The sequence below is a fragment of the Streptomyces sp. NPDC052016 genome, from assembly GCF_044548445.1.
Taxonomy (GTDB): Bacteria; Actinomycetota; Actinomycetes; order Streptomycetales; family Streptomycetaceae; genus Streptomyces.
Window position 1 is genome coordinate 26,627 of sequence record NZ_JBIUBX010000020.1, and the last position, 21,773, is coordinate 48,399.

At 72.3% G+C, this 21,773-nt stretch carries 18 protein-coding genes; 13 read left to right on the forward strand and 5 right to left on the reverse strand.

The features are described 5' to 3' along the window. Positions 1–31: 31 nt before the first annotated feature. Genes iolC through mmsA form a run of 5 tightly spaced genes read left to right on the forward strand, consistent with a single transcriptional unit; the run spans position 32 to position 6,122 of the window. Positions 32–1,000, forward strand: coding sequence for a 5-dehydro-2-deoxygluconokinase (gene iolC, locus ACIHAR_RS24445; RefSeq protein WP_400021799.1), 969 nt, complete (start codon positions 32–34; stop codon positions 998–1,000). Further along, entirely contained in the window at positions 997–1,878 is an 882-nt protein-coding gene (locus ACIHAR_RS24450) for a deoxyribose-phosphate aldolase (RefSeq protein WP_365467983.1), read from the forward strand. The genes iolC and ACIHAR_RS24450 overlap by 4 nt, the downstream gene beginning before the upstream one ends. A 7-nt stretch (positions 1,879–1,885) precedes the next feature. Beyond that, the gene (iolB, locus tag ACIHAR_RS24455) at positions 1,886–2,725 is read left to right on the forward strand and encodes a 5-deoxy-glucuronate isomerase (RefSeq protein ID WP_400021802.1); all 840 of its coding nucleotides are present in this window, start codon (positions 1,886–1,888) and stop codon (positions 2,723–2,725) included. Continuing rightward, the gene (iolD, locus tag ACIHAR_RS24460; RefSeq protein ID WP_400021804.1) at positions 2,722–4,605 is read left to right on the forward strand and encodes a 3D-(3,5/4)-trihydroxycyclohexane-1,2-dione acylhydrolase (decyclizing); all 1,884 of its coding nucleotides are present in this window, start codon (positions 2,722–2,724) and stop codon (positions 4,603–4,605) included. Before iolB ends, iolD begins: the two co-directional genes overlap by 4 nt. 14 nt (positions 4,606–4,619) lie before the next feature. After that, positions 4,620–6,122, forward strand: a complete 1,503-nt coding sequence (mmsA, locus tag ACIHAR_RS24465; RefSeq protein WP_400021806.1) for a CoA-acylating methylmalonate-semialdehyde dehydrogenase — start codon at positions 4,620–4,622, stop codon at positions 6,120–6,122. Between the two features lie 54 nt (positions 6,123–6,176). Here the strand turns inward: mmsA and ACIHAR_RS24470 are convergent, their stop codons facing one another. Both ACIHAR_RS24470 and ACIHAR_RS24475 read right to left on the reverse strand, forming a co-directional pair. Next, positions 6,177–6,689 (reverse strand): hypothetical protein, encoded by a 513-nt coding sequence (locus tag ACIHAR_RS24470; RefSeq protein WP_400021808.1) that lies wholly within the window; start codon positions 6,687–6,689, stop codon positions 6,177–6,179. A 35-nt stretch (positions 6,690–6,724) separates the two neighbouring features. Then, a complete protein-coding gene (locus ACIHAR_RS24475) occupies positions 6,725–7,033 on the reverse strand; it encodes a hypothetical protein (protein ID WP_365467969.1) in 309 nt (102 codons plus the stop codon). Positions 7,034–7,368: 335 nt separating this feature from the next. Here ACIHAR_RS24475 and ACIHAR_RS24480 point away from each other — a divergent pair, with 335 nt between their 5' ends. The 5 genes from ACIHAR_RS24480 (at position 7,369) to ACIHAR_RS24500 (ending at position 16,049) form a co-directional block, all read left to right on the forward strand. Then, a complete protein-coding gene (locus tag ACIHAR_RS24480) occupies positions 7,369–8,769 on the forward strand; it encodes an APC family permease (protein ID WP_400021810.1) in 1,401 nt (466 codons plus the stop codon). Between the two features lie 111 nt (positions 8,770–8,880). Continuing rightward, positions 8,881–11,526 carry a CocE/NonD family hydrolase gene (locus ACIHAR_RS24485; RefSeq protein WP_365467960.1) on the forward strand — a complete coding sequence of 882 codons (2,646 nt, stop codon included), beginning with the start codon at positions 8,881–8,883 and terminating at the stop codon, positions 11,524–11,526. Beyond that, positions 11,523–12,395 carry an ABC transporter permease gene (locus tag ACIHAR_RS24490; RefSeq protein ID WP_365467957.1) on the forward strand — a complete coding sequence of 291 codons (873 nt, stop codon included), beginning with the start codon at positions 11,523–11,525 and terminating at the stop codon, positions 12,393–12,395. Before ACIHAR_RS24485 ends, ACIHAR_RS24490 begins: the two co-directional genes overlap by 4 nt. A gap of 147 nt (positions 12,396–12,542) precedes the next feature. After that, positions 12,543–14,057 carry a von Willebrand factor type A domain-containing protein gene (locus ACIHAR_RS24495; RefSeq protein WP_400021813.1) on the forward strand — a complete coding sequence of 505 codons (1,515 nt, stop codon included), beginning with the start codon at positions 12,543–12,545 and terminating at the stop codon, positions 14,055–14,057. Between the two features lie 69 nt (positions 14,058–14,126). Further along, positions 14,127–16,049, forward strand: coding sequence for an AMP-dependent synthetase/ligase (locus tag ACIHAR_RS24500; RefSeq protein ID WP_400021815.1), 1,923 nt, complete (start codon positions 14,127–14,129; stop codon positions 16,047–16,049). A 45-nt stretch (positions 16,050–16,094) separates the two neighbouring features. Here the strand turns inward: ACIHAR_RS24500 and ACIHAR_RS24505 are convergent, their stop codons facing one another. Further along, positions 16,095–16,505, reverse strand: coding sequence for a rodlin (locus tag ACIHAR_RS24505; RefSeq protein ID WP_400021817.1), 411 nt, complete (start codon positions 16,503–16,505; stop codon positions 16,095–16,097). Between the two features lie 201 nt (positions 16,506–16,706). Beyond that, positions 16,707–17,108, reverse strand: a complete 402-nt coding sequence (locus ACIHAR_RS24510; protein ID WP_400021819.1) for a rodlin — start codon at positions 17,106–17,108, stop codon at positions 16,707–16,709. A 226-nt stretch (positions 17,109–17,334) separates the two neighbouring features. Here ACIHAR_RS24510 and ACIHAR_RS24515 point away from each other — a divergent pair, with 226 nt between their 5' ends. After that, entirely contained in the window at positions 17,335–17,745 is a 411-nt protein-coding gene (locus ACIHAR_RS24515) for a rodlin (RefSeq protein WP_400021821.1), read from the forward strand. A gap of 345 nt (positions 17,746–18,090) precedes the next feature. Beyond that, entirely contained in the window at positions 18,091–19,020 is a 930-nt protein-coding gene (locus tag ACIHAR_RS24520) for a chaplin family protein (protein WP_400021823.1), read from the forward strand. 60 nt (positions 19,021–19,080) lie between these two features. Here ACIHAR_RS24520 and ACIHAR_RS24525 read toward each other — a convergent pair whose 3' ends face one another. After that, complete coding sequence (locus tag ACIHAR_RS24525) at positions 19,081–20,364, reverse strand: ATP-grasp domain-containing protein (RefSeq protein ID WP_400021825.1); 1,284 nt, start codon at positions 20,362–20,364, stop codon at positions 19,081–19,083. A 197-nt stretch (positions 20,365–20,561) separates the two neighbouring features. Between ACIHAR_RS24525 and ACIHAR_RS24530 the strand changes: the two genes are divergently transcribed. Continuing rightward, on the forward strand, positions 20,562–21,764 hold the full coding sequence (locus ACIHAR_RS24530; protein WP_400021827.1) for a glycoside hydrolase family 26 protein: 1,203 nt from the start codon (positions 20,562–20,564) through the stop codon (positions 21,762–21,764). Positions 21,765–21,773: the final 9 nt, after the last annotated feature.

Genomic DNA, 21,773 nt, shown 5'->3' on the forward strand with positions numbered 1-21,773 from the left:
GACGCGGGCAGGCCGACACGAAGGGAACTCGATGGCGTACGACCTGATCACCATGGGGCGGATCGGAGTGGACCTCTATCCGTTGCAGACGGGCGTGCCGCTCCCGCAGGTCACGTCCTTCGGGAAGTTCCTGGGCGGCTCGGCGGCCAACGTCGCCGTCGCCGCGGCCCGCCTCGGCCGGCACACCGCGGTGATCACCCGCACCGGGGACGACCCCTTCGGCGCCTACCTGCACGAGGCCCTGCGCGGCTTCGGCGTGGACGACCGCTGGGTCACCCCGGTCCCCGGCCTGCCGACCCCCGTCACCTTCTGCGAGGTATTCCCCCCGGACGACTTCCCGCTGTACTTCTACCGGCAGCCCAAGGCGCCCGATCTGGAGATCGACGCCCACGAGCTCGACCTCGACGCCGTCCGCGACGCCCGCATCTTCTGGGTCACCGGCACCGGCCTGAGCGAGGAGCCGAGCCGTACGGCGACGCTGGCGGCCCTCGCCCACCGCGCCAAGGCCGGCACCACCGTCTTCGACCTCGACTGGCGCCCCATGTTCTGGGAAAACACAGCCTGGTCCGACCCGGTCGCGGCCGCCCGCCCCTTCTACGCCGAGGCCCTGAAGCACACCACCGTCGCGGTCGGCAACCTCGACGAGGTGGAGGTCGCCACCGGAGTGCGCGAGCCGCACGCCGCCGCCCGCGCGCTCCTCGACGCCGGAGTCGAGCTCGCCGTCGTCAAGCAGGGCCCGAAGGGCGTCCTGGCCGTCGACCGGAGCGGCGGCTCGGCCGAGGTCCCGCCCCTGCCCGTGAACGTCCTCAACGGCCTGGGCGCCGGAGACGCCTTCGGGGGCTCCCTCTGCCACGGCCTGCTCGCGGGCTGGGACCTGGAGAAGACCATGCGCCACGCCAACGCCGCCGGCGCCATCGTCGCCTCCCGCCTGGAGTGCTCCTCCGCCATGCCGACCCCGGACGAGGTCGAGGCGGCGCTCACTGCAGGAGCCGTCCGGTGACCGTCGACATCACGGAGCTGGTGCACACCCGCACCCACCACCCCGAGGCGGTCGCCGAGGCAGCCGCCCGCCGCACCCGCCGCCCGCTGCTCAACGCCGCCGGCCGTCTGATGATCGTCGCCGCCGACCACCCCGCGCGGGGCGCACTCGGCGTCGGCGACCGCAAGCTCGCCATGGCCAACCGCGCCGACCTGCTCGAACGGCTCTGCCTGGCACTCTCCCGGCCGGGCGTCGACGGGGTCCTGGCGACCGCCGACATCCTCGACGACCTGCTCCTGCTGGGCGCCCTCGACGGCAAGGTCGTCATGGGCTCGATGAACCGCGGCGGCCTCCAGGGAGCCCGCTTCGAACTCGACGACCGCTTCACCGGCCACCGCGCCGAGGACATAGAGCGCCTCGGCTTCGACGCGGGCAAGCTGCTGCTGCGGATCGACTACGACGACCCGGGCTCCCTCAACACCCTGGAGTCCACCGCCCGCGCGATCGACGACATGGCCGCCCGCCGGCTGCCCGTCTTCGTCGAGCCGTTCATCTCCCGCCGCGACCCCGGGGGAAGGCTCCGGAACGACCTGTCCGCCGAGGCGGTCACCAAGTCCATCGCCATCGCCTCGGGCCTGGGCGGCAGTTCGGCCTACACCTGGCTGAAGGTGCCGGTCACCGAGAACCCCGACGACATGGCGGCGGTCATGGAGACCTCCACGCTGCCCGCCGTGCTGCTGGGCGGCGAGGTCGGTGACGACCAGGACGGGGCGTACGAGAAGTGGCGCGGCGCGCTGCACCTGCCGACCGTGCGCGGCCTGGTGGTCGGCCGTTCGCTGCTGTACCCGGCGGACGGGGACGTGGCCGCCGCCGTGGACACCGCTGTAGGACTGCTGTGAGGGCCGCATGACGAACACAGAGCCGCACACCGTGGCACGCCGCGACCTGTACGTCCCCAAGGGGTCGACTGCCGACGGGAACCACGTGCTGGACATCGATCCCGAGCGGGCCGGCTGGACCCACAGCAGTCTGCGGATCGTCGAGCTGGCGCCCGGTCGCACACACACGTTCACCACCGGCGACAGCGAGTGGATCGTGCTTCCGCTGGAAGGCGGATGTACCGTGCGAACGGCGGATGAAGAGTTCCAACTCCTGGGCCGGGAGAGCGTCTTCGCGTCGGTCACCGACTTCGCGTACGTTCCCCGGGACACCCGGGCACAGATCGCCTCCGGCGCGGGAGGCCGCTTCGCCCTGGCAGGAGCGAAGTGCGAGCGACGACTCCCCGCCCGCTACGGCCCCGCGCCGGAGGTCCCCGTCGAGGAACGCGGCAGCGGCACCTGCGCCCGCCTGGTCCGCAACTTCGCCTCCGCCGACGCCTTCGACTGCGACAAGCTGATCGCGGTCGAGGTGATCACCCCCGGCGGCAACTGGTCCTCGTACCCGCCGCACAAGCACGACGAGCACCGGCCGGGCGAGGAGTCGGAGCTCGAGGAGATCTACTACTTCGAGATCGACGGACCGAACGGGTTCGGATACCAGCGCGTATCGCCTTCCCGTGAGGGCGGATCCGACGTCCTCGCCGAGGTCCGTTCCGGCGACGCCGTCCTCGTCCCCGACGGATGGCACGGCCCGTCGATCGCCCAGCCCGGCCACGCCATGTACTACCTGAACGTCATGGCCGGCCCCGGCGAGACGCGGGAATGGCGGATCTGCTTCCACCCAGAGCACACGGAGGGGTACCGATGACCTCAACGACGAGGCTGACGGTCGCACAGGCGCTGGTCCGCTTCCTCGCCGCCCAGTACACCGAACGCGACGGCGTACGACAGCGGCTGATCGGCGCGACCTGGGGCATCTTCGGCCACGGCAACGTCGCCGGCCTCGGGCAGGCGCTCGTCGAGTACGCCGACGTGATGCCGTACCACCAGGGCCGCAACGAGCAGTCGATGGTCCACGCGGCCGTCGGCTACGCCCGCCAGTCCAACCGCCTGTCCACCCACGCGGTGACGACGTCGATCGGCCCCGGCGCGACCAACCTGGTCACCGGAGCCGCCCTCGCCACCATCAACCACCTCCCGGTCCTCCTCCTCCCCGGCGACATCTTCGCCACCCGCCCGGCGGACCCGGTGCTCCAGCAGCTCGAAGTCCCCTACGCGGGGGACGTGTCCGTCAACGACACCCTGCGCCCGGTCTCGAGGTACTTCGACCGCGTCACCCGTCCGGAGGCGCTGATCCCGGCCGCGCTCCAGGCGATGCGCGTGCTGACGGACCCGGTGGAGACGGGCGCGGTGACGCTGGCCCTCCCGCAGGACGTCCAGGCCGAGGCCCACGACTGGCCGGAGGAGTTCTTCGCCGAGCGCACCTGGGTCGTCCGCCGCCCCGGCGCCGACCCGACCGAGCTGGCCGAGGCGGTCCGGGCGATCAGGGCGGCCAGGCGCCCGCTGGTCGTCGCCGGCGGCGGCGTCCATCACAGCCGTGCCGAGGAGGCCCTCGCCGAGTTCGCCGAGGCCACCGGCATCCCGGTAGCCTCCACCCAGGCCGGCAAGGGCTCCCTGCGCCATGACCACCCCCAGGACGTGGGCGGTGTCGGCCACACCGGCACGGCGACGGCCGACGAACTCGCCCGCACCGCGGACCTGGTGATCGGTGTGGGGACGAGGTACACCGACTTCACGACCGCCTCCAACACCCTGTTCACGGGCGAGGGCGTCCGTTTCCTCAACCTCAACATCGCCGCCTACGACGGCCACAAGCTCGCCGGCCTCCCGCTCGTCGCGGACGCGCGCATCGCGCTGACGGAGCTGACCCAGTCCCTGGGCATGCACGAGTACCGGGTCCCGGACGCGTACGTCACCGAGTACACCGACGACAAGGAGCGCTGGGAGCAGCGCGTCGACGCCTGCTACGAGGCCGACGAGCCCGACGTCCGCCCCACGCAGCCGCAGGTGCTGGGCGCGCTGGACGCGATCGTCGACGAGACGGACGTCATCATCAACGCGGCCGGGTCGCTCCCCGGCGACCTGCACAAGCTGTGGCGGGCGCGCTCGCGGGACCAGTACCACCTGGAGTACGGCTACTCCTGCATGGGCTACGAGATCCCGGCCGCGCTCGGCGTGAAGCTGGCGGCGCCCGACCGGCCCGTGTGGGCGCTGGTCGGCGACGGCACCTACCTGATGATGCCGACGGAGATCGTGACCGCCGTGCAGGAGGGCGTCGCGATCAAGATCCTGCTGGTGCAGAACCACGGGTACGCGTCCATCGGCGGGCTGTCGGAGGAGACGGGCGGGGAGCGGTACGGCACCGCCTACCGCTACCGGTCCGAGGACGGCACGTTCACGGGCGCCCCGCTCCCCGTCGACCTGGCCGCCAACGCGGCGAGCCTCGGTATGCGCGTGCTGCGCGCGAAGACCGTCCGCGACCTGCGCGCGGCCCTCGCCGAGGCCCGGGCGGCCGACACTCCCACATGTGTCTACGTCGAGACCCGAACGGCAGACACAGTGTCGGGCGCGCCTCCGGCGCAGGCCTGGTGGGATGTACCCGTGGCCGAGACCGCGACCCGAGCGTCCGCGGTCAAGGCACGAGAGCTCTACGAACGGCACGTCTCCACCCGACGCCGCCATCTGTGAAGGAGTAACTGGGCATGACGAAGATCGTCAACCACTGGATCGGCGGCAAGACCGTCGAAGGCGCGTCGGGTACGTTCGGGCCGGTCACCGACCCGGCGACCGGCGCGGTCACCACGAAGGTCGCGTTCGCGACGGTCGACGAGGTCGACGCGGCGGTGGCGGCGGCGAAGGACGCCTACGCGACCTGGGGCCAGTCCTCGCTGGCCCAGCGCACCTCGATCCTGTTCAGGTTCCGCGCGCTGCTCGACGCCCACCGCGACGAGATCGCCGAGCTGATCACCGCCGAGCACGGCAAGGTGCACTCCGACGCGCTCGGCGAGGTCGCGCGCGGCCTGGAGATCGTCGACCTGGCCTGCGGCATCAACGTGCAGCTCAAGGGCGAGCTGTCGACGCAGGTCGCCAGCCGGGTGGACGTCTCCTCGATCCGGCAGCCGCTGGGTGTCGTCGCGGGCATCACGCCGTTCAACTTCCCGGCGATGGTCCCGATGTGGATGTTCCCGATCGCCATCGCGTGCGGCAACACGTTCGTGCTGAAGCCGAGCGAGAAGGACCCGTCGGCGTCCGTCAGGATCGCCGAGCTGCTGGCCGAGGCCGGTCTGCCGGACGGCGTGTTCAACGTCGTCCACGGCGACAAGGTGGCGGTGGACCGCCTGCTGGAGCACCCGGACGTCAAGGCCGTCTCCTTCGTCGGCTCGACCCCGATCGCCCGCTACATCCACACCACCGCCTCGGCGAACGGCAAGCGCGTCCAGGCCCTCGGCGGCGCCAAGAACCACATGCTGGTCCTGCCCGACGCGGACCTCGACGCGGCCGCCGACGCCGCCGTGTCCGCGGCGTACGGCTCGGCGGGCGAGCGCTGCATGGCCATCTCGGCGGTCGTCGCCGTGGGCTCCATCGGCGACGAGCTGGTCGACAAGATCCGCGAGCGCGCCGAAAAGATCAAGATCGGCCCCGGCAACGACCCCACCTCCGAGATGGGCCCGCTCATCACGAAGGTCCACCGCGACAAGGTGGCGTCGTACGTGGAGGGCGCGGCCGCCGAGGGCGCCGAGGTGGTCCTGGACGGCACCGGCCACACGGTGGAGGGCTTCGAGGACGGCCACTGGATCGGCATCTCGCTCCTCGACAAGGTGCCCACGTCGGCGAAGGCCTACCAGGACGAGATCTTCGGCCCGGTCCTGTGCGTCCTGCGCGTCGACACCTACGAGGAGGGCGTGACCCTCATCAACAACTCGCCGTTCGGCAACGGCACCGCGATCTTCACCCGGGACGGCGGCGCCGCCCGCCGCTTCCAGCTGGAGATCGAGGCCGGCATGGTCGGCGTGAACGTCCCGATCCCGGTCCCCGTCGGCTACCACAGCTTCGGCGGCTGGAAGGACTCCCTCTTCGGCGACCACCACATCTACGGCAACGACGGCACGCACTTCTACACCCGCGGCAAGGTCGTCACCACCCGCTGGCCGGACCCGTCCGAGGCCCCGGCAGGAGTGGACCTGGGCTTCCCGCGCAACCACTGAGCGACGGCCCGTACGGTGCCCTGCCTCCCCTCGGGGAGGCAGGGCACCGGTGCGTCACCGGCCGATCGCCTCGTCGCGCTGCTTCTCGACCTGCTCGGTGGGGTCGCCGGTGTCGGCGGCGGGCGGCGCCGTGATCGGCTTGGTGGCGCCGAACTTCAGGAAGTCCATGGTGACGGTCGCGCCGGCGCCGCGCTGCTTCAGGCGCACGGGCAGGTCCTCGCCGTCGACCCGGATGTCGTAGGTGATCTTCCCGCCGCCCGCGGGCAGGGCCTTGAGGGCGGCCTTCTTCTCCGCGTCGGTGAGCTTGGAGCCGTTGATCGCCTCCGGGCCGACGCTGCCCCGGTAGTGCGTGACCTTGTTGCCGAGGACCGTCTCCTCGCCGAGGTCCTTCACGTTCGCTGAGGTACCGATGTAGCGCAGGCCCGCCGTCGGGTCGGCATTGTCCGCCATGTTGGCCGCGCCCGCCTCGCCCGCCACGGCGGAGACGTCGATGCGCATCCAGTGCTTGCCCTCGAGAGGGCCGCTGGGCTGCGGGTCGATGCCGTAGTAGTAGGCGCCGTCGACCATCTTGACCTGGGTCGTCGGATCGTCCTGCAGGCTGCTCAGCTGCGCCGCGGCCGTGTCCTTCTCGACGTCCAGGGCGGCCCCGTCGCCCCAGGAGTACGTGCCTCCATGGAGATCGGCCGGCCGCCGACGGCGTCCAGTACGGTCGTCGTCTCCACCTCGGCCGAGCCGAGCTGCTCGGTCCGGTCCGACGCGCGTGTCAGCGCCGCCCTGATCGCCTCGGCGTCGTCGGCCACCTCGGCGGCCTTCTCCGCGGTGTCCCGCACCGGGTTGCCGCCGCACGCCGTCACGGCGAGCATCGCCGCCGCCGTGCACCCCACCCAGGCAGCGGTGTACCTCAGTCTCATCCGTCCCCACCCCTCGCTGTGAACCGGCTGTGCGCCCCGACTCCAGCGACCCCCACCGACACGTCCGTATGTCGAACGGGCTCGCGTTTTTCCGCCGCCCGCCCTGCGGTTCCCGCACGCCCCAACGACGCGGAACGGCCTGAGGGAAACTGCCGGAAACGTTGTTCCAGGCGGCTCTGAGCTACGAATTCCGTAGTCATGGACCTATTGACGTGTCGGTTTTCGTCGGGGTTCCATGCAGCGCCGGGAGCGGGCGAACCACGTACGAACCAAGCCGCCGGAGGCGATAGCGCTCCCGTCCCACCCTTGCCGCACGAGTCGATCGGAACCGCCGCATGACCGACACGCTCCGCCCCCCTGTCGAGCCCGCCCTTCCCCAGGCGCCCGACAGTCCCCAGAAGCTCAAGCGCTCCATCGGTGTCGTCGGCGGCACCCTCCTCACCCTCTCGTGCGTCACCCCCGCCTCCACCCTCTTCGTGGTCGTCCCCGACCTGTTCGGCTCGCTCGGCACCGCGACCGCCCTCACGATCGCCGTCGGCTCGCTGCTCTGTATCGCCGTGGCGTTCTGCTACTCGGAGCTGGGCACCCTCATCCCCAGCGCGGGCGGCGAGTACGCCATGGTGTCGACGATGGCCGGCCGCCTCGCGGGCTGGCTGGTCTTCGTCCTGTCCCTCCTGGTCGTGATGATCGTCCCGCCGGTCATCGCCATGGGCACGGCCGACTACCTCGCCCCGATCGTCCACCTCGACCCGTCGATGGCCGGCGCCGGCGTCATGCTGCTGGCCACCCTCGCCGGCCTCCTCGACCTGCGGGCCAACGCCTGGATCACCGGCGTCTTCCTGGTGCTGGAGGTCATCGCGGCGGCCGTCGTCGCGGTTCTCGGCTTCGCGCACGCCGAGCGCGGCCCGGGCAGCCTGGTGTCGATGGAGGTCGCCGGCGCCGACGGCCACGCCGACACCGTCACCGCCCTCCTCGTCGTCTCCGGCCTCGCCATCGCCCTCTTCGTCACCCAGGGCTTCTCCACCGCCGTCTACCTCTCCGAGGAGATGGAGAACCCGCGCCGCAACGTCGCCCGCACCGTCCTCGCCACCCTCGCCATCTCCGCCGCGATCATCCTGGTGCCGGTCGTCGCCATCACCCTGGGCGCCTCCGACCTCGCCGAGCTCACCGGCGGCGACATCGGCGCCATGGTCGCCGCCTGGTCGAACTCCGCGGTCGGCACCTTCGTCAGCCTCTGCGTGGCCCTGGCGATCGTCAACGCCGGCATCGTGATGGTCATCCAGAACTCCCGCGTCCTGTTCGCCTCCGCCCGCGACAAGGCCTGGCCCGAGCCCGTCAACCACGTCTTCTCCAAGCTCGGCCGCTTCGGCTCCCCGTGGGTCGCCACCCTCGCCGTCGGCGTCCCCGGCGCGGCCCTCTGCTTCGTCAACCTGGACACGCTGTACGGCGTGACGGGCGTCTCCGTGACCGGCATGTACCTGCTCGTCGCGATCGCCGCCCTGCTCTCCCGCCGCGGCGCCCACCGCCACACCCCGGCATGGCGCATGCCCCTGTGGCCGGTCGTGCCGGCCCTGCTGATCGCCGTCCTCGCCTACATCCTCACCCAGCAGGAGACCGCCTACCTGCTGTGGACCGGCGGCATCACCGCCGCCGCCACCCTCTACTGGCTCCTCTACCTCCGCCCCCGCCGCGACACCCGCTGGCTGGTGTCGATCCCGGAGGACGCGCGGGCCTGACACGTACCGCGGGCGCGGTACACGACCCGCCCGCCGTACACCCACGGGAGGTCGGCCGGTTCGCTCTCCGGTCGACATCTCGCCGACAGGTTCACCCCGTACCGTTGAAGCATGGATCTTCGACTGCCCCGGCTGCGAGGACTGCGGCGGCCGCGACGGACCCTGGCCGCCGCGGCCGCCGTCGTCGTACTCGCGGGTGCCGGGACATGGACGGCCGTCGCCTCCGACGACCCGCCCCCGGTGCACCGCACCGACCGGGTCATGGCCGTGGACGGGGTGCGTCTGGACACCTCGTACTTCACCTCCGGCTCCGACGGACGCCGCCCCGCCGTCCTCCTGGCGCACGGCTTCGGCGGCAGCAAGGGCGACGTCCGGCAGCAGGCCGAGGACCTGGCCCGCGACGGCTACGCGGTGCTGACCTGGTCGGCGCGCGGCTTCGGCCGTTCCACCGGCCGCATCGGGCTGAACGACCCGCGGGGCGAGGTCGCCGACGTCTCCCGGCTGATCGACTGGCTGGCGAAGCAGCCCGACGTCCGGCTCGACAAGGCGGGCGACCCGCGCGTCGGCATGGCCGGCGCCTCCTACGGCGGCGCGATCTCCCTGCTTGCCGCGGGACACGACGACCGGGTCGACGCAGTCGCCCCGGCGATCACCTACTGGAACCTCGCGGACGCCCTCTTCCCCGACGGCGTCTTCAAGAAGCTGTGGACCGGCATCTTCTTCAACACCGGCGGCGGCTGCGCGAAGTTCGAGCCCACGCTGTGCGCGATGTACGAGCGGGTCGCCGAGTCCGGCACCCCCGACACCGCCGCCCGCACGCTGCTGGAGGAGCGGTCGCCGTCGGCCGTGGGCGACCGCATCAAGGTCCCCACCCTGCTGATCCAGGGCCAGACCGACTCCCTCTTCACCCTCGCCCAGTCCGACGCGGCCGCGAAGACCATCCGTGCCAACGGCGCCCCCGTCGACGTCGACTGGATCGCCGGCGGCCACGACGGCGGCGACATGGAGAGCGGCCGCGTACAGGCCCGCGTGGCGTCCTGGTTCGACCGTTACCTGAAGGACGACGAGGCCGCCGACACCGGCCCGGCCTTCCGGGTCACCCGCACCCTCGGCACCGGCACCGGCGACGGCGAACCCCGCCTGAGCGGCGTGACCGCCGACGCCTACCCCGGCCTCGGGGGCGAGCCCCGCTCCTTCGCCCTCACCGGCCGCGAGCAGACCGTCGACAACCCGGCCGGCGCCACCCCGCCCGCCGTGTCGGCCCTGCCCGGCATCGGCGGAGGCGGCCTCTCCCAGCTCTCGACGCTCGGCGTCGGCGTCTCCCTCGACTTCCCCGGCCAGTTCGCCGCCTTCGAGTCGGCCCCCGTCCGCGACGACGTCCAGATCACCGGCTCGCCCACGGTCACCGTCCACGTGAGGTCAACGACCGACGACGCCGTCCTCTTCGCCAAGGTGTACGACGTCGGCCCCGGCGGCGCCCGGCAGGTGCTGCCCTCCCAGCTCGTCCAGCCCGTCAGGGTGGAGGGCGCGAAGGCGGGCAAGGACGTCACGATCACCCTGCCCGCGATCGACCACGAGGTGGAGGACGGTCACCGGCTGCGCCTGGTCCTCGCCTCCACGGACCTCGGCTACGCCTCCCCGGCGGCCCCGGCGACGTACACGGTGTCTGTGAAGAGCGACCTGAAGGTGCCGACGGCCCTCAGCGGCACGAACGCGCGGGCCCCGCTGCCGGCCTGGGTGTGGTGGCTGCCGCTCGCCGGCGCGGGCGTCGCCCTCGCCCTGCTGCTGACCGCCCGCCGCCGCACGACGGCCCCCGCCGCCCCCGATCCGGCCCTGGCCGACGTCCCCCTGCAGATCACGGACCTGAGCAAGCGGTACGCGAAGTCGTCCGACCGGTACGCGGTCAGGGACCTGTCCTTCCGCGTCGAGAAGGGCCAGGTCCTCGGTCTGCTCGGTCCGAACGGCGCGGGCAAGACGACCACCCTGCGCATGCTGATGGGCCTGATCAAGCCCGACGGCGGCGAGATCCGCGTCTTCGGCCACGCCATCGCGCCCGGCGCCCCGGTGCTGTCCCGCGTCGGTGCCTTCGTGGAGGGCGCGGGCTTCCTCCCGCACCTCTCCGGCCGCGAGAACCTCGAGCTGTACTGGCGGGCCACCGGCCGCCCGCCGCAGGACGCCCACCTGGACGAGGCCCTGGAGATCGCGGGCCTCGGCGACGCCCTCGCCCGCGCGGTCCGCACCTACTCGCAGGGCATGCGCCAGCGCCTCGCCATCGCCCAGGCCATGCTCGGCCTGCCCGACCTGCTCATCCTCGACGAGCCGACCAACGGCCTCGACCCGCCCCAGATCCGCGAGATGCGCGAGGTGATGATCCGCTACGCGGCGGCCGGCCGCACGGTGATCGTCTCCAGCCACCTCCTGTCCGAGGTCGAGCAGTCCTGCACCCACCTGGTGGTCATGGACCACGGGCAGCTCGTCCAGGCGGGCCCGGTCGGCGAGATCGTCGGCTCCGGCGACACCCTGCTGGTGGGCACGGCGACGCCCGTGGAGGAGCCCGTCGTCGAGAAGGTCGGCGCGCTCCCCGGCGTGGCCTCGGCCGTCCGCACCGACGCCGGTCTGCTGATCCGCCTCGACGCCGACGGCAGCACCCCGGGCCTGGTCGCCGAGCTCGTGCGCCTGGAGGTCGCCGTGGAGTCGGTCGGCCCGCACCGCCGCCTCGAAGACGCCTTCCTCACCCTGATCGGAGACTCCGCATGAGCACGGTGACCGAACGCGCCGAGTCCGTCGAGGTCGCCGACGGCTACCGCGCGGGCCGCACACTGCCCCTCCGGGTCGAACTGGTCCGCCAGCTGAAGCGACGCCGCACGCTCGTCATGGGCGGCATCCTGTTCGCCCTGCCGTTCGTGCTGCTCATCGCCTTCCAGGTGGGCGGTGGCCCGGGCTCGGGCAACGACCGGGTGAACCTGATGGACACGGCCACCCTGTCCGGCGCGAACTTCGCCGCGGTGAACCTCTTCGCCTCCGCGGGCTTCCTGCTGGTCATCCCGGTCGCGCTGTTCTGCGGTGACACGGTCGCCTCGGAGGCCGGCTGGTCCTCCCTGCGCTACCTCCTCGCCGCCCCGGTGCCCCGCGCCCGCCTGCTGTGGTCCAAGCTCGTCGTCGGGCTGGGCCTGAGCCTGGCGGCGATGATCCTGCTGCCGCTCGTCGCCCTCGCCGTCGGCACGGCGGCCTACGGCTGGGGCCCGCTGGAACTCCCCACCGGCGGCACGCTGCCCGCGGGCACCGCCGCCCAGCGCCTGGCGATCACGGTGGCGTACATCTTCGTGTCCCAACTGGTCACGGCGGCCCTCGCGTTCTGGCTCTCCACCAGGACCGACGCACCACTCGGCGCGGTCGGCGGCGCGGTCGGCCTGACCATCGTCGGCAACGTGCTCGACGAGGTGACCGCCCTCGGCGACTGGCGCGACTTCCTGCCCGCGCACTGGCAGTACGCCTGGCTCGACGCCGTCCAGCCCCGGCTCCAGTGGTCGGACATGATCCAGGGCACCTCCCTGTCGGTGACGTACGCGCTCGTGCTGTTCGCCCTGGCCTTCCGCGGTTTCGCCCGCAAGGACGTGGTGTCGTAGGCCGACGGAGGATCACCCACCGGTCTCGGCGGCCACCCGCCGTGTCCTGACCGAGACCCGCCCGCAACATCCCGTGCCGCACGTTTCCACCCCCTGCGCCGTCATCGTCACGTACGTCGACGCCAACGAACGCAGGGGGACCGGCAGATGGACAGCCACCCGACACGACGACTGCTCGCCTTCGCCGCCGCCGCGGCCGTACTGGTCACCGGCTGCGGCGCGGGCGGCGGCTCGAAGGACAGCGCCACCGACAGCGCGCAGCACGGCGGGGGCCTCCCCGCCCCCGACCAGCCGCCGGGAACCGGCGCACCGTACGCCGGGCCGGAGGACGAGGAAGGGTCTCCGGACCACCTCTCCACCTTCGCCCTCGACGTCGACACCGCCTCCTACGGCTACGCCCGACGCGCCCTCGCCGACGGACGGCTCCCCGACCCGACGTCGATCCGCCCGGAGGAGTTCGTCAACAGCTTCCGCCAGGACTACGAACGCCCCGACGGCAACGGCTTCTCGGTCACCGTCGACGGCGCCCGCACCGGCGAGGAGAACTGGTCCCTCCTCCGCGTCGGCCTCGCCACCCGCGGATCCGAGCCGACCGGCGAACGCCCGCCCGCCGCCCTCACCTTCGTCGTCGACGTCTCCGGCTCGATGGCCGAACCCGGCCGCCTCGACCTCGCCCGGCGGTCCCTCGCCACCATGACGGACCGCCTGCGCGCCGACGACTCCGTCGCGATCGTCACCTTCAGCGACGAGGCCGAGACCGTCCTGCCGATGACCCGCCTCGGCGACCACCGCGGCCGCGTCCGAGAAGCCGTCGACGGCCTGGAACCGGCCGACTCCACCAACCTCGGCGCCGGCGTCGAGACCGGCTACGCCACCGCCGTCGAGGGCCTGCGCCGGGGCGCCACCAACCGGGTCGTCCTCGTCTCCGACGCCCTCGCCAACACCGGCGACACGGACGCCGACACGATCCTGGAACGCGTCTCCACGGCCCGCCGCGACCACGGGATCACCCTCTTCGGCGTCGGTGTCGGCAGCGACTACGGCGACGCCCTGATGGAACGCCTCGCCGACAGGGGCGACGGCCACACCACCTACGTGTCCGACGAGCAGGACGCCGAGAAGGTCTTCTCCGAGGAACTCCCGCGACACATCGAGCTCACCGCACGCGACGCCAAGGCCCAGGTCGCCTTCGACCCCCGCACCGTCGCCGAGTTCCGCCTCGTCGGCTACGACAACCGCCGGGTCGCCGACGACGACTTCCGCGACGACCGGGTCGACGGCGGCGAGGTCGGCCCCGGCCACACCGTCACCGCCCTCTACGCCGTCCGCACCACGCCCGGCGCCGAGGGGCACCTCGCCACCGCCACCGTCCGCTGGCTCGACCCCGTCACCCGCATCCCGCACGAGACGACGGGCCGCCTGGAGACCGACGCCCTGCACGAGGACCTCACCGACGCGTCCCCGTACTTCCAGGTCACCGTCACCGCCGCCTGCTTCGCCGACGCCCTGCGCAGGGGACTCGGCGGGGAGAGCCCCCTGCCGGACACCCCCACCCTGGGCGAACTGAAGGCGCGTGCCGACGACTTGGCGCGCAGGACGCAGGACGCGGAGGTGAGCGCCCTCGCGGAGTCCATCGGTCGGGCGAGCCGTCTGGAGGCCTAGTGCAATTCCTTACTCTTGAGTAAGTTGCCACCCACCGCCTGCCAGCCACACTCGCCGACGGGAGCCGCCATGGGCATGCGCAAGGACCTGAAACGGGCGAAGAACCGCACCGACCTGACCGCCCGCACCAAGGTCGACGTGGTCCGGGACGAGCACGGCACCGTACGGGAGGCCCGCTCCGCCCCCCTCGCCCCGGTCCTCACCACCGGCAGCATCGCGGACCTGCCCTTCACCAACGCGGCCGAGGCGCCCGACGCCGTGATCCTGCGCCGCCGGGCGCAGGACGGCACCTGGACGCCCGTCACGGCGGCCGCCTTCGCCCGTGATGTCACCGCCGTCGCCAAGGGGTTGATCACCGCGGGCCTCGAACCGGGCGGCAGGGTCGCGGTGATGTCCCGCACCCGCTACGAGTGGACGGTCCTGGACTTCGCGATCTGGGCGGCCGGAGGCCAGACCGTCCCCGTCTACGCCACCTCCTCGGCCGACCAGGTGGAGTGGATCGTCCGCGACTCCGGCGCCCGCTTCGTCGTCACCGAGACCCCCGGGAACACCGCCACGGTCACCGCGGGCACGGCCGGCCACGAGGACCGGCCCCGCGTCTGGGAGCTGGACGCACAGGGCATCGCCGACCTCACCACCCTCGGCCGCGACCTCCCCGACGAGGAGGTCACCAAACGCCGCACCTCCCTCACCCCCGACACCGCCGCGACCCTCTGCTACACCTCCGGCACCACCGGCCGGCCCAAGGGCTGCGTCCTCACCCACGCCAACCTGCACGCCGAAGCCGCCAACACCGTCGAGCTGCTGCACCCGATCTTCAAGGAGGTCACCGGCCAGACCGCCTCCACCCTCCTGTTCCTGCCCCTCGCCCACATCATGGGCCGCACGCTCCAGATCGCCTGCCTGATGGCCCGCATAGAGATCGGCCACTTCCCGAGCGTCAAGCCCGACGAACTCCGCCCCGCCCTCAAGGAGTTCCGCCCGACCTTCATCGTCGGCGTCCCCTACCTCTTCGAGCGCATCCACGACACCGGCCGCGCCACCGCCGAGAAGATCGGCCGCGGCGCCTCCTTCGACCGCGCCGAACGCATCGCCGTCCGCTTCGGACAGGCCCACCTCGACAGGTTTCTCGGCACCGGCAAGGGCCCCACCCCCGGCCTCTACGCCGCCTGGGCCCTGTACGACCTGCTGGTCTACCGCCGTATCCGCAAGGAGCTCGGCGGCCGCATGGGCTACGCCATCAGCGGCGGTTCCCCCCTCGACCGCACCCTCAACCTCTTCTTCTACGCGGCCGGCATCATCGTCTACGAGGGCTACGGCCTCACCGAGACCACCGCCGCCGCCACCCTCGTCCCCCCGCTCAAGCCCCGCCCCGGCACCGTCGGCCAGCCCGTCCCCGGCACCGCCGTCCGCATCGCCGACGACGGCGAGATCCTCGTCAAGGGCGGCGTCGTCTTCGGCGCCTACTGGAACAACCCGGCCGCCACGGACGCGGTCCTCACCGACGGCTGGTTCGCCACCGGCGACCTCGGCTCCCTCGACGAGGACGGCTACCTCACCATCACCGGACGCAAGAAGGACCTCATCGTCACCTCCGGCGGCAAGAACGTCTCACCGGCCGTCCTCGAGGACCGCCTGCGCAGCCGCACCCCGGTCGGCCAGTGCCTGGTCGTCGGCGACAACCGCCCGTTCGTCGCCGCCCTGATCACGCTCGACCCCGACGCGGTCGCCCACTGGCTCGCCGTACGCGGTCTCCCCGCCGACACCCCGTTCGCCGAAGTGGCCCGCGATCCCCGGATGCTGGCCGATGTGCAGAAGGCCGTCGACTACGCCAACGAGGCCGTCTCCAGGGCCGAGTCGATCCGCGCCTTCACCCTGGTCGAGGGCGAGTTCACCGAGGACAACGGCATGCTCACCCCCTCCCTCAAGGTCAAGCGCCACGAGGTCACGGCCCACTACGGCGAGCAGATCGAGGAGCTGTACCGCACGTGACACGCGGACGGCGGGTCACCCGGGAAGTCCGGGGGGGAGACGACCTCAGCCGTTGCCGCCGGTGCTCTCGCGCGACAGAGCCGAGATGTCGTTCAGGATGTGCGACAGCGGCTCGTCGCCCTTGGCCTGGGTGGAGTTCTCGGCGCACTGCTGGTTCTGCGGGGACGACAGGACGTTGACGTCCTGCACCGCGATGGGCACCACGCCGACGAGCGATCCGGCGTTGACCTTGGCCGGCAGACCGACGCAGGGCTTGTTCAGCGAACCCTGGACCAGCGAGAGCTGCGGGCTCATGTCGCCCTTGGTCACCGAGTTGCCGAACCTCTGGCTGGCGCCGTTGCCGCTGGCGGAGGTGGTGCCGCTGTCGTCCCCGATGGCGAGGGCCTGCGACGCGGACGTGAGCGCGAGACCGGCCAGCGACGCGGCGACAGCCGCGGTCGCCCACAGCTTCTTCATGGTCGTTCCCTTCGAGAAGCGGACTCCGGGACAGGAGTTGCCCTGTTAATGCCGCACGCCCGGTGGGGGTTGCGGCCTGTGCCCCGTTCGGCCCAGCGCGCCGGCGCCCACGCAAAGCGGCGGGCCGCCGGTGATCCGGCGGCCCGCTGACGGGGCGGAGGAACCACCCCTGGGCTCAGTGACGAACCCTTGTGCCACGACTCACTCGGTGCTCGTCGATTCGCTGGCCAGCACGGAGATGTCGTCCAGGATGTGCGACAGCGGCTCGTCGCCCTTGGCCTGGGTGGAGTTCTCGACGCACTGCTGGTTCTGCGGGGAGGAGAGAACGTTGATGTCGGTGACCTGGATCGGGACGACACCGACGAGCGATCCGGCGTTGACCTTGGCCGGCAGACCGACGCAGGGCTTGTTCAGCGAACCCTGGATGAGCGCCATCTGCGGGCTCATGTGGCCGTACGTGGCCGAGTTGCCGAACGCCTGGTGCGCGCCGTTGCCGCTGGCCGACGTGGTGCCGCTGTCGTTGCCGATGGCGAGCGCGGGGGCGGCGGCGACGCCGACGGCGGAAGCGGCGACCGCGGCGGTGGCCAGTACCTTCTTGATCACTTGCTAGTCCTCTCTGGAAAAACCCCGTGCACCGGAGCGCTCTGGTCAACTTCCCCCACCGTGTTTGGTTGCTCCTGTTCACTCCAACGGCTCAGAGGAATGCGGGGACGGGAAGGGCTGCGCTTCTATCGGGTGAAGCGCCGCAACCATTCCTGGCACACCGGGTTGATCGGGGGCAGGCACACGGTCCCGGCGCTGAGGCCGGGACAGGGAAAGGAAGAGCGAAATGCTGAAGAAGGCAATGGCCGCGGCGGCGGCCGCCGTTTCCGTCGTCGGTATGTCGGCGGCGGCCGCCCCCCAGGCGCTTGCCATCGGGGACGACAGCGGCACCACCTCCGCCAGCGGCAACGGCGCCAGCCAGAGGTTCGGCAACTCGGTGACCAAGGGCGACAAGAGCCCGCAGCTCTCGCTGGTCCAGGGTTCGCTGAACAAGCCCTGCGTCGGTCTGCCGGCCAAGGTCAACGCCGGATCGCTCGTCGGCGTGGTGCCCATCGCGGTGCAGGACGTCAACGTCCTGTCGTCCCCGCAGAACCAGCAGTGCGCCGAGAACTCCACCCAGGCCAAGGGCGACGAGCCGCTGTCGCACATCCTGGACGACATCTCGGTTCTCTCACGCGAGTCCTCGGTCGGCGACTGAGGTCCGCCGCCGTCGGACGCCGGACGGTCCGCCCCGATACGACGGGTGGGCCGTCCGGCGCGTTTTCCGGCGCTCGGTGAATGCCCCCGCTGTCACCCGGGCGAAGCGTTTCCTCTCGAGCGGCCCTTGGCCGGGGCCGATGTGTCGATTCCGTGCGGGCGTTCGCGTGAATTCCCACGCGACGCCCGTTCACGGTTTTCTTCGGCCGTCTATCTCTCGTTTGCAGCCCGCAGGTCATGGTGTGCGCGTCTGGCCGCGCGCCGGACCTGTGCCGGCCTCGGACGGCGGCCATTCCGCCTTCCGAGGCCGGCTTTTCCCACTTCTTCAAGCAGGAAGACCACGAGATTGCGACAGACCCTGAGCAGGGGAGTGGTCGCGGCGGCAGCCGCGACCGGCATTCTGGCGCTGGGCGGCGGCACCGTCTTCGCCGGCACACAGGCGGAAGGGGCCGCGAGGAGCGCGCCCGGCGTGGCCTCCGGCAACGACATCCAGGTCCCGGTGAGCGTCCCGGTGAACGTCTGCGGCAACTCGGTCGACGCGCTCGCCGCGCTGAACCCGGCCTTCGGTGATCGCTGCGCCGCCATCGCCGATGCCGACGGGGACCGCGACGGGCACAGCGCACCCGACGGCCACGACGATCACGACGCCGGCCATGACGACTCCGGCCATGAGGACCTCGGCCATGACGACCCGGGCGACGGCGGTGCCGATGACGGGGAGTCCGTGCACGGCCATGCGGACTACGGCGATCTGGGTGACGACGGCTCGGGACACGACGACGATACAGATCCCGGTGACGACGACTCGGATTACGACGACGATGCGGGTCACGGTGACGACGACTCGGGATACGGCGACGATGCGGGTCACGGTGACGACGACTCGGGATACGGCGACGACGACTCGGGATACGGGTCGATCCCGCCTCCGGACGACGGCGGTCACACGACCCCGCCTCCGAACGGCGGGGGAGAGACCACTCCGCCTCCCGGCAGCGGCGGAGGACACACGACCACGCCTCCCGACGGCGGCCACACCACTCCGCCCCCGGACGGCGACGGAGGACACACGTCCACGACCCCCAACGGCGGCGGACAGGCCGGCCCGCCTCCGCACGACGGCGGGAACACCGCCCCGTCCCGTACCGACGGCAAGCAGCCCCAGCTGCCGCACACCGGCAGCGAGGGCCTGATCGCCGCGTCGGGCCTCAGCGCGGCGCTGATCACGGCCGGAGCCGTCCTGTACCGGCGAGGCAGGACCGCCTCCCGTCGGTGAACCCACGGGTGCCGGAGCCTTCCCGCCCGGCATCCGTGCCCAGCGTCGCCCGGCCCCGCGTCAGCGCCTGCTCGCCGCGTCCTCGTCGGCCGGGGTGGGCAGAGGCGACGGAGGCGGCGGCACCTGGTGGACGATCCGTGGCGGGCCGCTGGGGGTGACCGCCGGGCCGGGCCGGCGCAGGCGTCCCAGCAGCCGGCGGGCGACGTGGAGACCCCACAGGCCCCACATCGCCCGGCCGGGGGCCGGGTCGTCCGCGGCGTACCAGGCGAGCTCGCGGCCGTGCGGTGCCGGGCGCAGGGCGGCCGGCGGGGCGTAGTTCTCCACCACGAAGGACCGCCCGGGCCGCGGAGAGCCCTCCGGCAGGGGGCGGTGCGTCAGGTCCAGGTGCTGGGCCCGTACGACGTCCAGTCCGGCGGTGTCGGCGAAGAGGCGGAACTGCGCGCCGGGACGTGGGTTGAAGTCGAGCAGGTGGTAGCGGCCGGTGTCGCCGCAGCGCCGGTAGTCCAGGTCGAGGACGCCGCGGTAGCCCAGTGCGGCGGTGAGGCGCTCGGACAGCGCCCGCACCTGCGTGTTCGGGGACCACTCGCCCACCGCCGTGAGACCGGCGCCGCGCGGCCAGGAACACAGCTTCCGGCCGGAGCCGCCACCGCGGACCGCGCCCGAGCGGTCGGCGTAGCCGTGGAAGAACCAGTCGCGGTAGGGGCCCGGCGGCAGGAACTCCTGGAGCAGCAGCCGGCTGCCCGCCTCCTCGGAGCGCAGATACAGGTCGCGGGCCTCCCGCGTGGAGCGCACCACCACGGTGCTGCGCAGGCCGGAACCCGCCGGCAGCAGCCAGGGCCGGCTCCACTTCGCCACCACCGGCAGGCCGAACCGCCAGGCGGCGGAGGCGGCCTGTGCGGCGCTCTCCGGGACCACCGTGGCCGGGTGCGGCACGTCCGCCGCCGCGCACAGGCCCGCCAACTCCGCCTTGTCGGCGACCCGTTCGGGCAGCTCCGTGGGCTGCTGCGGCAGCAGGTAGGCGTCCGCCAGGTCCGCTCGCAGCCGGCTCACCGCGATCGCGCCCGCGTCGTCCATCGGGATCAGCACGGCGGGCCGCTCCATCCGGGCGGCCACCCCCAGCAGTACGGCGGCGATGTCGGCCGGGGTGGCGCCGGGCGCCGGCGGGGGGTGCAGCCGGCGGAGGAAGCGTGACCTGCGGACCGGGCTTCCCGTCACGTCGGCGACCACGTGGACGTCGACCCCGGCTCTGCCGAGCGAGCGCACGGCACCCAGCGTTCCGTGGTGGAAGGGGTTCCGGTCGATCCGCAGCAGTACGGCGGGGACGCGGGTGTCGAGCTGGGACACGGGATGTTCCTTCGGGTCGGTTCACCGGTGCGGGCGATCAGGGCACTCGAAAGCCGTAGTGGCGGTCGCGTGACTCCTGTTCGTGTGACTTTCATGAGACTGACTGTCAGTCATGCGGAGGGGCGGCGCCCCCGAGCGTGCCCGTGCGCAGGCGCGGGGCTGTGCCTGACAGCGCGAGAGCGGAGGAAGGAGCAGGCATGGCCCCACAGCAACGACGTGCCAGATCCCGGCGGCCGGCGGTCGTCGCGGCGGCCGTCGCGACGGCGGCGGCGCTCGCGTCCGGCCCTGGATTCGCCGCGGGCCCGGAGGTGGTGCGCGCCGCCGGGGCGCCCGCTCCCGCGCCGGCCGTTCCGGCCCCGGCGCCGCCCGCCCGGGACCGTCCCGCCTTCGGCGCCTACCTGGACTACGGCGCCCGGGGGGTGGCCAGGATCGCCCGGCTCAGCGAGTGGCTGGGCGGTGCCGAACTGCGGGTCGGTCACACCTACCTGCCGGGCGACCGCTGGAGCAACATCGAGGGCCGGTCCGGGTTCCTCGACGTGTGGGCCGACTGGCGCAACGAGAAGAAGAACCGGATGTTCGTGCTCAACGTCCCCATGATGGAGCGCAACGAGGAGGGCGTCCCCGACGCCGAGGTGCGGGCGCTGCTGCGACAGGGCGCGGCCGGGCGGTTCGACCACCACTTCCGCGCGCTGGCCGAGCGGCTGGTCGCCCTGCGGGTGCCGGACACGGTGGTCGTGCTCGGCTGGGAGATGAACGGCGTCACGTACACCCATCGCTGCGGGCCCGATCCGGTGGCCTGGAAGGCGTACTGGAAGCGGATCGTCACCACGATGCGCGCGGTGCCGGGCCAGAGGTTCAAGTTCGACTTCGCGCCGAGCCGCGGCCGGGACGCCGTTCCCTGGACCTACTGCTACCCGGGGGACGACACGGTCGACATCGTCGGCATGGACTCCTACGACCAGCCGGCCGGTGTCTCGTTCGACGAGCAGGTCACGGAGCCGTACGGGCTCCGGTTCCACGTGGACTTCGCGAAGAGCCGCGGGAAAGCCGTCTCCTACCCGGAATGGGGACTGTTCCGCAACGGCGACAACCCCGAGTACATGCGGCGGATGCTCGCCTGGATGGACGAACACCGGCCGCTGTACCACACGCTGACCGACTACTGCCCGCACGGCGTGTGGCAGTGCGCGCGCAATCCGCGGTCCTCGGAGGTCTACCGCTCGGTGCTCTCCGGCCGCCCCGGCGAGCCGGTGCCCCGGCCGCCGAAACCCCAGCCCAGCACCCCGCCGGTCCCGCAGCCCTCGGAGACCTGCGCACCGGTGCACTTCGGCGACTGGCTCGAGCACTGGCTCGGCGACAAGCCGTGCGTCCGCCTGGACTGGTGGCCGCGCGGCCGGTGACCGCACGGC